This is a genomic window from uncultured Rothia sp., from assembly GCF_916715725.1.
Taxonomy (GTDB): domain Bacteria; phylum Actinomycetota; class Actinomycetes; order Actinomycetales; family Micrococcaceae; genus Rothia.
In genome coordinates, this window is sequence record NZ_CAKAPD010000004.1 from 83849 (window position 1) to 96215 (window position 12367).

The following is a 12367-nucleotide window of genomic DNA, read 5'->3' on the forward strand; positions in this document are numbered from 1 at the left end:
TCCGGGACTTTTTTGCACATAGTGAATCTATTTCATTCATTTACATGAAGGTTTTTTCAGCCAGAGATATACATTTACCTTCTAAATAGGGCATATTAGGTCATTATCTAGGTTCTATTCTCATCATTTATAAAAACGTTATTTTTGCGAGTCTAAGTATTCTCCCAGCTTTGCGTGCTAGCCTTTAGGTGCTTTGCCATCGCGCAAGGTATTATCTTCCGGAATATAGTCAATCTCACTCCAACCACTAAAGAGGCTTCCTATGTCAGCATTCTTCAAGCAGCCCTCCCGGTCCCGCGTTCTGGGCACTCTGGGCACCCTTGCAGTATCTGCTCTGGTTCTGAGCGCATGCGCCACTGAAAACCCGAGCACCGACAGCTCTTCCTCTGCTTCTGCTTCCGCAAGCGTTTCCGCTTCTGCACACGCTTCGTCAAACCAGTCGTCGAGCACCTCTCCCCAGGTCTCTGAACAGGGCACCGCTTCTGCATCCGCTGAGGCTTCGGGCGAGGCGTCCCCCAAGGCGGATGCTAAGGCTACTTCTTCTGATGGCCAGAAGCTTGAAGAGATTTACACCGGTTCGGAGGAAATGAAGAATGCTTCTTCCGTGCCCGTTGATACTGAAGAAGTGAAGAAGACTACCGAGCTGGTCAATTCTTTTGAGAACATTCTGACCAAGGTTAAGGCAGCTCCTTCCGCTGCTCCCTCTCCCGAACGCACCGCTGACCCGAGCAGTGATGAAGAGGCTGAGCAGCAGAACGTTGAGCAGGCTCGTGCCGTTCTCGATGATGAGACGATTCGCTCCATCGAGGCTGTGGCTGTTGATTCCGCTGCGGCTGAGTTTGCCGTGCAGGCTTCCGAATACGCACTGGCAGGCTGGCACTATGAAGGTTCTTCCACTGTGGTGGGCACTCCCCGTATGACTGCAACTCAGTACAAGGGTCAGCCCGCACGCATGCTGGAAGTATGCATGGATTCTTCCTCTGTGAAGATCTATGACGAGAATAATCAGCCCGTTAAGGATGACAATTCTCCCAAGCGTTCACTCAATATTTACACCCTCGTTCAGGTCGATGGTCAGTGGAAGATTGCGACCCATGATTTCCCGAACAATCCTGATTGTTAGGGTCTAACTAAAGATGCCGGTTTCCAGCTATGATTCGCTGGAAACCGCGCATTATCGTCCATAGCGCATTAATGTTGATGCGCGTTCAATAACATTTCTTGGCATTCATTTGGAGATATTATGAAAGCCCAACTTGGCATGACGGGCTCAGGCTTTTCTCGTTCTGCTATAACCCGCTCAACTCTTTGCTTGAGCATTGCTACGGCCTTGGCTTTGCCCGTAGCTATCCCCGCTATTACGCCGAGTACCGCTGTCGAACAGACTGCGGATAAAAGGGACTCTGCTTTCTACAATGGCACGACCTCCGAGCGTGCTGCCGCTAGCTGTTGGGAAGCCAAGCAGGCTAACCCCGAGGCAAAGAGCGGCGCCTACTGGCTGTACACTCCCGCGATGAGCCAGCCGACTCAGTTCTACTGCGATCAGGAGACTGATGGCGGCGGCTGGGTCAAGATTGGTGAGGGCCGTGACGGCTGGACCGAAAACTATGAGGGCCAGGGTGACACCTCCCAGCTCTACAGCGATGCCGCCCCCGCATCGTCCGGTTTGACTCTCGAGCAGGGCAAGCCTCTGAGCTCCCTGCCCGCCGCAAAGACCCCGATTCAGCTTTCGGGTACCACTATTTCTCAGCTGCTCAACGGCACCCGCCCCGATCAGCTGTCCGATGGTTACCGTTTCCGTCGCGCTGTAAACACTTCTGGCACTAAGTGGCAGGAGGCGACGGTGGAGCGCCGTCAGACCTCCGAGTGGACCTGGGCTCTGCGTTCGAACGCTGTCTGGTCTAACGCGGTCGTCACGAACCCTAGCGAGTTCTCTTCCTACGACGAGAATGGCCGCAGGGACTGGCTTAACGGCGAGTGGCAGGACCATATGCTGGGCGGCCAGAACTACGGCTTCAGGACGATGCTCTTTGAGGAAATGGCCTCGCAGGATTACCGTATGGGCTTCCGTTACGGTGCGAACGCTCCCATTTCGCAGGATGGCTCTGAGCCGGCGATGACCGACGCGCAGAACTCCTACATCTACGGCAAGGAAAGCAAAGGTGAAACCTCTTTCGGTTACACCCAGATGTTCCTGCGCCCGAAGCTGACCCAGAACGATTTGCATCTGGGCGCTATCCCGGATTCCGGTACTCAGGCGAGCGCTCGTCGTGCCCTGCCCAGTAGCCGTTCGGCGGATTGGCGCTGGCGCACCAGTGCTAAGACCGCCTCCGGTAAAACCGGCGAGATGAACACCTATGTTGAGGCCATCACCGAGGTCGATCACGGCAACGGCACCTCCAGCGTGTTTATTGGCGGCGACTTCGAGTACCTTGAGTCCTCTACCGGTGAGCATGTTGCGCAATCTAATATTGCTGCTTTTGACCCGGAAACCGGCGAGTTGCGCCGCGACTTCAAGCTGACTGTTAATGGTCAGGTGAAGGCTGTTGAGGCTCTGCCGAATAACCGTCTGGCGGTTGGCGGCACCTTTACCCTGGTTAACGGTAAGAAGCATGAGAGCTTCGTCGTTGTTGACGCTACGACCGGTGAAGTTGCCCCTGAATGGGCCCAGGTTAAAGTCGAAGATCGCATTCGTACCGAGGTCATGACGGTGAAGACCATTCACCGTCAGGGTGACTACGTGTATATTGGCGGCACCTTTACCCACATTTATGAAAGTGAAAAGGCGGGTGAGGCGTATTCGCGCAATATTGCCCGTTTTAAGTTGGGCGAGCCTTCTAACGGTGTGCCCGGTATTGTGAGTATAGACCGTAACTGGCGCCAGGTGTTCAACGGTACTGTCAACGGTATTAGCGCCTCCGCTGATAACTCTCATGTTTACGTAGCCGGTTACTTCACCTGGCTCAACGGCGGCCTTGCCTACCGCGTGGCTGATATTACTCAGCATATGCAGAAGGGCAGCCCGTGGGCGTACCAGCATTCTGAGATTCCTGCCGGCGCTAATGTCTCTGACCTGCGTAATGAAACCAAAATTTGGGGTTTCCAGTTCGACGTCCAGGATGCCGGTACCGGCGTCTGGGTGGGCGGTACTGAGCACCTCATCTCTCGTTACGATAAGGCCTCTCTGACCCCCACCTACACCGCGATTACCCGCGAAGGTGGCGACTTCCAGGATCTGCACCTGCACGGTAACACCATCTATGGCGCCTGCCACTGCGGTGATTTCCTCTACCAGGATTCGCGTAACAAGCGGACCCCCGTGGGCGGTTCGAGCGTGATTCACTCGGTCAAGCTGGTTGCTGCGTTCGATAAGGACAGCGGTAAGATGCTGCCGGAGTTCTCCCCCGCGATTAAGGGTGACCACGGTTTCGGTATCTGGGAGTCTTTCGTGGATTCGAAGGGCACCCTGTGGGTTGGTGGCGATATTCACCGTTCGCTGGGTGTTCACGGCACTCAGGACACCGTCGGTTTTGCGCGCTTTGAGGCCCGCGATGTGACTCCTCCGGCTACCCCGCAGAACCTGCAGGTTGAGCTGAAGGACGATAAGGACGTTCTGACCTGGGATGCTGTACAGGATACCGGTAGTGTCCGCTACCAGATTCTGCGTGATGACCGCGTCATTGCTAGCACTTCGGGTACGAAGTTCGAGATTGACCACACCGATAACGCACGTTACTTTGTGCGCGCTGTGGACAGCTCGGACAACTACTCTGCGTCCACTCCGGTTCAGGTAGCTCCGGTTCGCCCGACTCCTACCCCCACGGAGACCGCGACCGAGACTCCTAGCGCTGATCCGACGGCAAGTGCTGACCCGACCGCGAGCGCTGACCCCAGTGCTTCGGCAAGCGCTACCCCGAGTGCAGAAGCAACTACTGAGGCACCGAAGGAAGAGAATCCGAAGCCTGAGGAGCCTAAGCCTGCTGATCCTAAGCCCGAGGACCCGAAGGAAGAAACTCCTAAGGACGATCAGAAGGATGAGGCCGCTAAGGACCAGATTGTTCTGCCCTACGCATCCGAGTGGAAGTACATGGTTGCTGCCAATGCTCCCAACCGTAAGTACGGTTGGAAGTACAACTTCCACTTCACCCTGGAAGATATCGCGCAGGAAGCATGGCAGACCGGCAAGACCCCGATTGGTGTCGGTACCGGTAACCTCAACACCTCCGTTAATGTTCCGCTCGTGCGTACCCGCCACAACATCTACGCCTACACCACCATCCAGCTCACTCGTGAGCAGGCGAGCCGCGACCTGGTGCTGACCACCTACGCGGATGACGCTATTGCGGTGGGTGTCAACGGTGAAGAGGTTGGTCGTTCCAACTTCGACACCAGGGGCAAGCTGTGGAATAGCGTGGTAGCTTCCAGCTCGGTAGATACCGCTGAGGCCCAGAAGACTCCGGTGACCTTCACGGTTCCGGCTTCTCAGCTGAAGGCTGGCGAGAACCTGATTGCTGTTGAGGTTCACCCGGCATTCACTCGACGCAATATTCTACCGAACGTGAGCTTCGATCTGCAGGCTACTTCCAAGGCACCGGTTGCTGAGCAGCCCGCCGAGAAGGAAGCCGACAAGGAGGCGGAGGCTCCCGCCGCAAACGAGGCTGAGCAGCCCGTGGTCGATAACGCGAACAACGCAGCAGCCGACCAGGGCGAGCGACGCGTCGCCAATAACGGAGTCGGAACCCGCGTTCCGATGCAGTCCCGAAGGAACTAATACCTTCTAGACAATCTCAGCTAAATGGGGTTTGATTTTCTGAACGATTCAGGAAATCAAACCCCATTTGCGTATGCTCCCCACTTTTCTGTGTTTTTTGCATCATTTATTCCCATTATTTGTGATTCTGTTATGTGTGTCTCTGCACAATGTTCAGAAATATTTTCTAAAGCCAGAATTCACAGGAACAAAGCGCCGATAACCCCGCCTAACAGCACGCCGAACCCACCTAATGAATCCCGCAAATCTGCACTAAAGCGCATTGTCAGGGGCTTTTTGCGACACAATTATTGACCCTGACCACACCCACCCTGTCGCACTTTATCTCGTTGTAAAATATCTATATAGTGGTGTATGTGAAAAAAGGGACCAACCACCTCTTTTTTCGCGTGCGGGACTTCCGGACTTTCTCGCAACCACCCCGAAAGGGAGTAATTCACTCTCCTTCACTCCTCTCACCGATTAAAAAGGAATGTGCATGTCCACCTCTGAGGCACCTCACGCCCCGAACTCCGCACCCGCTTCGGGATTTTCTGCGAAGTTCTCCCACACCCTGCGCTCCCTTGAGGCAGCGCAGAAGCCCGGCATTGGCGTTCCCGCCTACACCCGCTGGGTCAACCGCCGAGTAGCACGCTACTTCGCTGCGGCAGCTGTCGCACTGGGCATCACTCCCAACGGCGTCACCGCTATTTCCGCTGCATGTTCTGCAGCTGGCCTCATCGTTCTGATTACCTGCCCGCCTAGCGTTGGTGTGGGTATCTGCGTTGCATTGCTTTTCGCTCTCGGTTACGGTCTGGATTCCGCTGACGGCCAGGTTGCTCGCGTGACCGGTGCGTCCTCCCCCGCCGGTGAGTGGCTCGACCACGTGGTCGACTCCATCCGCGTGCCCTCCGTGCACATGGCAACTCTGCTTTCCTTCCTGCTCTACCCGGCGCACTACTCCTTCACCGGCTCCAGCGCATTCAACGGCTGGATTATTGCTATGCCGATGATTTTCACCGCGCTGACCGCAGGTCACTTCATGAGCCAGATTCTTGCTGAGCAGCTGCGCAACAACCGCAAGACCGCTGCTCCTCCGACCGGTGGCCCCCTGCGTTCTTTCATCAACCTGCACATGGACGCCGGCACCCTCTGCTGGATTTACATTTTCGTTGGTTTCGGCCCCGTATTCGTCATCGTCTACGCGCTGCTTCTGCTGGCTAACGCCGCAACCGTCCTGCTGTCCATGCGTCGCAAGTACGTTAGCCTCGCGACCCCCGCTGAGTAAGGAGAAACCCAATGATGCACTTCACCTCTCGCACCCCCGCTGTTTCCGCCGTGATTGCAACCAACGGCAAGCGCCCCGAACTGCTGCGCGTGGCGGTCCGTTCCATCCTTGAGCAGAGCTACCGCGGCTTCGTTGAGGTTGTTGTCGTCTTTGACCGTGTTGAGCCCGACCGCCTCGAAGATATTGAGGTCGGTGAGAACCGTGCCCTGAAGATTGTCTCCAACACCCGCTCCGGCGGTCTGGCGGGCGGCCGCAACAGCGGCATTATCGCCTCCAGCGGTGAGATGATTGGCTTCTGCGATGACGACGACTACTGGATGCCGTCCAAGCTCACCCAGCAGGTCGCTCTCTGGCGCGAAAACCCCGAAGCAGCCGCTATCTCTTCGGGTATTACCGTCCGCTCCGGCGGTCAGGACATCGTACGCCTGGCGCCCGAGCGCGCAACCTTCGCGGACTTCCTGCGTTCGCGCATCACCGAAATTCACCCCTCCGCCATGCTGTACTCCCGCGAGGACCTGCTCGGCGTTGACGGTCAGCCCGCCCGCATCGGCCTGGTCGATGAGGAGCTGCCCGCCGCATACGGCGAAGACTACGACCTGCTGCTGCGCGCAACCCGCCACGGCGATGTACTGAGCGTGCCCGAGCCGCTGATTCTGGTGCTCTGGGACCGCCCCTCCTTCTTCTCCGGCAAGTGGCAGTCCATGGTTGACGGCCTGAGCTACATTCTGCGTAAGTTCCCCGAATTTGAGCAGGATCCCAAGGGCCTGGCACGTATTGCCGGTCAGATTGCCTACGCTCAGGCGTCCCTGGGCAACAACAAGGAGGCGCGCGCTTACGCTCGCGCGGCTCTGCGTCGCGACCCCAAGCAGCTTCGTGCGTGGGCGGCGTATGTTGTGTCCACCGGTGTTATTAAGCCCGCTACTCTTCTTGATCTCGTCCAGAAGACCGGTCGAGGTCTCTAACCAGGTATCGCACAGACATGGTTTCTTCTTCCGTTCTTTCTCATCCGGGTGCTTCGCCCGTGGCGCTAAAGGATTCCGCGGGGTCGGCTAGTACGCCGCCCAGCGGTATTCTGCGTGCCCGCGCGCGCATCCGCCCGATGTCGACAGCGCAGAAGAAGCTCCCTGCCTGGCCCCTGCTGGCGTTGCTCTATGGCTTCCCGGCACTGTGGGCTATGGGGTTGCTTCAGATTGCGCCGCTGGTACTGGCAGCGATCATGCTCTTTTACCTCATTATTCGAGGTAATGTGCGTGTGCCCGGCTCCCTGTGGGTGTGGGGTGCATTCTGCGTGTGGGTTGTTGTTGCGGCGCTTGCTCTGACCCGTTCCACCGACATGATCGGTTGGGGTCTGCGTTTTGTGAACATTCTCAGTGCAGGCATTTACGCCCTGTACTACTACAATGCGCGTTCCTCTATTAGCCTCAACAGGTTGTTGGGTGGTCTGGCGACTCTGTGGGTGACCCTCATTGTTCTGGGTTACGGCGGTGTGCTCTTCCCTGAGTTCCGTCTGCGTACCCCGATGAGCTTCATCATGCCTTCTGGCTTTATGCAGAACCCCCTGGTGCGCGACTACATGCTTCCTCCGCTGGCGGAGGTTCAGCGTCCGTGGGGCGCGCCCGAGGCGTATATTCGCCCCTCCGCGCCGTTCCCTTACGCGAATAGTTGGGGTTTGGCGTATACCCTGCTTACTCCGGTGATGCTGGCCTGCCTGTTGCGTCTGCGTTCCATCTGGCTGCGTATTGCACTGCTGGTCGGTATGGCTCTTTCTACCGTGCCGGCAATTGCTACCAGTAACCGCGGCATGTTTATTGGCCTGGGTATTAGCGCGGCGTACGTACTGCTTCGTCAGTTCCTGGCGGCTAATTGGCGTGCTGTAGGTATGGGTATTGCGGCGATTGCAGCTGTGGTTGTTGCACTCTTTGCTTCAGGCACCGTGGACAATATTCTGGGTCGTCAGGACTACTCGGACTCCACCGGTGGTCGTGCGGCGCTCTACCGCGCTACCTGGAAGGCGACCTTGGAGTCCCCGATTATTGGTTATGGCACTCCGCGTATGGAACCGAGCATTGGCGTGTCGATGGGTACCCAGGGTTACCTGTGGACTCTGATGTTCTGCTTCGGTTTCGTGGGCCTGGCCCTGTTCGCGCTCTTCATGGTGTGCACTGTGGCAAGCGGCGCGCGGGTGAAGACCGCCTCCGGGTACTGGCTGCATAGCGTGCCGGTCGCGTGCTGCGTCGTCTTTATCTTCTACAGCTTCGATATTGCTCAGCTGACCATTCTGATGCTCGCGTCAATGGCGTGCATTCGTTCCATTCGGGATGGTGAGGGGCTATGACGAAGAATCAGTCCCCTCGTGGCTTAGATACTTCTGCGGTTTCATCTTTCGAGGATGCGTATTCGACGGGTGGTCACCCTAGCCGCCGTGCGCGTCTGCGTGAGAGCGGCGAGTATGTGGAGCCGGTAGTGGAGCAGGCTGACCCGCAGGCAGAGTCTTCTGCCGATGAGTTTGCTCCCACGGTGGACGACATCCGTTCGGGTCGTTTTCCGGCGACTACGGCGCTGTCGATTGTGCCTCCGGCTCAGGGCTTTGCCGCTAAGGAACCGCTTCCCGGTTCTTTGGTAGCGGGTTCCGAGGCAGCAGATTCTGCAGATGCGAGCGCCACCGCTGTAGCGGGTGCTCATCTGCCCGGTTCCCGTCGGGTTGCCTCGGCTACTGCTGAGTCTGCCGATTCTAAGGCGCAGGCTGATAGCGCCTCCGTGAAGGATGCACCGGTCAATACGCCAGTCAATGCACCAGTCAAGAAGGCTCCCGCTAAGGGTAAGCAGCCCAGCCTCGCGAAGAGCGGCTCTCTTGCTTCTCTGTGCGTAATGTACGGTGCGGGTATCGCGTTCGTGACCACGATGGTGGTGTCGAATGGTATTGGTGCTGAGGGTTCGGGCGAGTTTTTCCGTCTGATGGCGCTGTTCGCGATTGCGATTTCGCTGGTGACCTTTGGCGCGGATACTGGCTTGGTTCGTACGATGAGTGCTCAGCGTGCGCTGGGTCGTTACGGTGTGCTTCCGCAGCTGATTCGGTACGGTCTGATTCCTTCGCTGGTGACTTCGGTGCTTCTGGTGGCGGGCGTGTACATCTACACCGCTATGGTGCCGATGGCTCCCGAGTATCAGGCGGCGATGCGCGTCAGCTCGGCTTTCGTGCTGGTGGCGGCGCTGATGACGGTGTTTTTCGGTGCTCTGCGTGGCCTGCACCGTGTGGTGACCTTTACGGTTCTGCAGAATGTTCTGCTTCCTACGCTGCGTTTTGCGGCTGTGGGTTTGGTGGTTCTGTTCTCGGGTCAGCTCATGGATCTGGTGTACGCCTGGACTGTTCCGGTGGCGATTACTGCGGTGGTTGCCCTGTGGCTTTTGGAGCGGGCGTTCCCCTCCGAGGAGCATGTGGAGGTTCTTCCTTCTGAGGATTCTCCGACCGAAACGTTCCGGTCGTTCTGGGGTTTCAGTTCTGCACGCGGTGTCGCTACCGTTGTGGAGACAATCCTGGAGTGGATTGACGTGCTGGTCGTGACGGCGTTCTTGGGTGCCGCTGCCGGTGGTATCTATGGTGCTGTGAACCGTTGTGTTCGTGTGGGCACCATGATTGAGCACACCGGACGCGTGGTGACCGGCCCGTCGATTAGTGCGGCGTTGGCTACCCGTCAGCTAGATCGTGCTCGAGAGATTTTCCTGTCGACCACTCGCGTGTTGACTGCGCTGTCTTGGCCGTTCTACCTCTCTCTGGCGTTCTTCGGTCCCGTGCTGTTGCATTTCTTCGGCAAGGGCTTTGAGGCTGGCGCCGGTATTCTCTGGGTGATTTGCCCGGCAGCGATGCTGTCGATGAGTGCCGGTGGCGTGCAGTCCGTTCTGCTGATGAGCGGTAAGAGCCGCTGGCAGCTGTTGAACAAGCTCTCCTCGCTGGTGGTGGCTGTGACCTTGAACTTCACTTTGGTTCCGATCTGGGGCCTGTACGGTGCGGTAACGGCGTGGGCGTCTGCTCTGCTGATTGATACCTTCCTGGCGAGCTACCAGGTGTTCCGTTTGGTCGGTATTCGCGCTTCGGTTCGTGAGATGGCTCCGTCGCTCTTCTTGGGTGCGGCTGTTCCGACGGTGTGTGCTCTGGCGTCTTTGGCCGTCTTGGGTCAGAGCGTGCTGGGTGTCATCGTGTACGTGGTGCTGCTGGTGCCGGTATACGGTGCGGTGCTGTTCCGCTTCCGCAAAGCACTCGGTATTGAGCGTTTCCTTTCCGCCCGCCGAGCGAAGTCTTAGCCTTCCGCTTCTTCTACAGTTTTTCTCCGATATTTAGTGTCCGTTTCTCTTCCTCAAGGATGTCCTCATGGATAACACCTCTCATACCTCCTCGGTTACCCTTGGCAGCCAGGTACGTCGCATTTTCCGACACCGTCTGCTGATTCTGCTGTCGGTTGTGGTTTTTGCTGTGGCGGGTGCCGTCTACGGCTACATGACCAATAGCAAGTACACTTCTAAGGCTTCGCTGGTTGTTTACCCGCTGGTGGTTGATCCCGCCGGTACCGGTAGCGCTAACTCCGCGAAGGTGGATATTGCGACCGAGTCTCGCGTTGCATCCTCTCGCGAGGTTGCACAGAACGCGGCAAAGTCTCTGATTGCTAATGGCGATACCCTCTCTGAGGCTCAGCTGACCAGCCGCCTGATGAACTCCGTCAAGGTGACTGGCACCTCCCAGACTGCTGTTCTGGATATTGAGGTGACCCGCTCTAACGGCACGGAAGCGGCACGTTACGCTAACGCTATGGCGAACGCGTACCTGCAGGTTCGTTCTGAGGCGCTGAAGAGCAGCGTTGATTCTGCTCTGCACCAGATTGATGAGCAGATTTCTGCTCTCGAGGGTGATAACAACCGTGCGGCTCTGCTCTCTCAGCTGCAGGAGCGTCGCGCTCAGATTCAGCTGACTTCCACCACCGGTGGCCGCGTGATGAGCGAGGCTCAGGTTCCTTCTTCGTCCTCGGCTCTTGGCCCGGTGAAGATGGGTATTGTTGGTGCTGTTGCCGGTCTGCTGATTGGTGCTGTGCTGGCGTATGGTCGTGACCGCACCATGCGTCACGTTGGTTACGCTGATCGTCTGGAGGATGCTGGCATCCCGGTTCACGAGCTGGGCTCCACTTCTGAGGCGAATGACGCGTTCATGCTGCTGCGCACCATTGGTGCTCCTGACGGCGATGTGAAGAGCGCTGGCGCTTCCGGCATTGTGATTCTGCCCGGTACTGACCGAGGTGTTGAGCATCTGTACCAGATGCTGCAGCGTGTTCTGCCGACCGAGTACGCACGTTTCACCGATTACGCTTCGGTCCGTGACGCTCTGACCCGCCACACTCCCGAGTCGCTGGTTGAGAAGAGCGAGACTCCTCTGGTGATTAGCCTGAGCACCGCTACTCCCCTGTCGACCCAGCTGCGTTTCGTGCAGGCTGGCGGCGTGGCTCTGGTTCCGGTGACTGCGGCTACTTCTCTGCAGCAGGTTCGTGAGCTCTTCGCTCAGCTGGATCAGCTTGAGGGCGTGAACGCTCTGGCTGTGTTCCTGGACCGCGAATAGTTGGCTCGCGAGTAATCGGGGTCTATTAATGGATGCCTCGCTGCTGTGCGGGTTCGTCCTTCGTCCTTGAGCGTAGGGTGCGGTGACACCTGCTGAGGCGGATCTGTTGCGGCAGGTCTGTTGCGGCAGGTCTGTTGATGCAGGTGTTGCCGGGCCCGGCAGCTCACCCTTATCTTCTCTTCTTATTTTTCTCTTGTATTGGGGCTTTAGGAGAACACTATGACTGAGGCAACTTCCTCTCAGGCACCGAAGAAGAAGCTTCTGCTAGTTTCTAGCAGTGGCGGACACTTGAAGCATCTGACGGCTACTTCTGCTGCGTGGCAGGATTATGACCGTGTGTGGGTTAGCTTTAAGCAGCCCGATGTTGAATCTTCTCTCGCTGACGAGAAGACCTATTGGGCGTATTACCCGACCACTCGAAATATTAAGAACGCTATTCGTAATTTGTTCTTGGCATTTCGTATTTTCCCGAAGGAACGCCCGGATGCGGTTGTTTCTGCGGGTGCGGGTGTTGCTGTTCCTTTCTTTGTTGCGGCTAAACTTTTTGGCGTAAAGACTCTTTATATTGAGTGTTTTGACCGCCCGACTCTGCCGACGATGACCGGCAAGATGCTGTACACCTTTGCTGATCGAATTATTGTTCAGAGCGAGGAACAGCAGGAGAATTTCCCTGATTCTCGTGTAATTCATCCCATTTTCTAAGAGTGATGAATTTATCCTGAAAATAGCG

The 12367-nt window shown here is 57.1% G+C and carries 8 protein-coding genes; all 8 read left to right on the forward strand.

What is annotated here, in order from left to right; all coding sequences use genetic code 11:
• Positions 1 to 262 precede the first annotated feature (262 nt).
• Positions 263 to 1123: a hypothetical protein gene (locus QZ822_RS03910; RefSeq protein ID WP_294642751.1), complete on the forward strand. Its 861-nt coding sequence runs from the start codon at positions 263 to 265 to the stop codon at positions 1121 to 1123.
• 213 nt (positions 1124 to 1336) lie between these two features.
• Positions 1337 to 4771, forward strand: coding sequence for a fibrinogen-like YCDxxxxGGGW domain-containing protein (locus tag QZ822_RS03915; protein ID WP_294642752.1), 3435 nt, complete (start codon positions 1337 to 1339; stop codon positions 4769 to 4771).
• 478 nt (positions 4772 to 5249) lie between these two features.
• A complete protein-coding gene (locus QZ822_RS03920) occupies positions 5250 to 6038 on the forward strand; it encodes a CDP-alcohol phosphatidyltransferase family protein (protein WP_049355041.1) in 789 nt (262 codons plus the stop codon).
• Between the two features lie 11 nt (positions 6039 to 6049).
• Positions 6050 to 7000 carry a glycosyltransferase gene (locus QZ822_RS03925; RefSeq protein ID WP_294642754.1) on the forward strand — a complete coding sequence of 317 codons (951 nt, stop codon included), beginning with the start codon at positions 6050 to 6052 and terminating at the stop codon, positions 6998 to 7000.
• A gap of 17 nt (positions 7001 to 7017) precedes the next feature.
• Positions 7018 to 8373, forward strand: coding sequence for an O-antigen ligase (locus QZ822_RS03930; RefSeq protein ID WP_294627826.1), 1356 nt, complete (start codon positions 7018 to 7020; stop codon positions 8371 to 8373).
• Positions 8370 to 10337 carry an oligosaccharide flippase family protein gene (locus QZ822_RS03935; RefSeq protein ID WP_294642756.1) on the forward strand — a complete coding sequence of 656 codons (1968 nt, stop codon included), beginning with the start codon at positions 8370 to 8372 and terminating at the stop codon, positions 10335 to 10337. Before QZ822_RS03930 ends, QZ822_RS03935 begins: the two co-directional genes overlap by 4 nt.
• A 67-nt stretch (positions 10338 to 10404) precedes the next feature.
• Positions 10405 to 11637 (forward strand): Wzz/FepE/Etk N-terminal domain-containing protein, encoded by a 1233-nt coding sequence (locus QZ822_RS03940; protein WP_294642758.1) that lies wholly within the window; start codon positions 10405 to 10407, stop codon positions 11635 to 11637.
• Positions 11638 to 11856: 219 nt separating this feature from the next.
• A complete protein-coding gene (pssD, locus tag QZ822_RS03945) occupies positions 11857 to 12339 on the forward strand; it encodes a PssD/Cps14F family polysaccharide biosynthesis glycosyltransferase (protein ID WP_049327955.1) in 483 nt (160 codons plus the stop codon).
• Positions 12340 to 12367 lie beyond the last annotated feature (28 nt).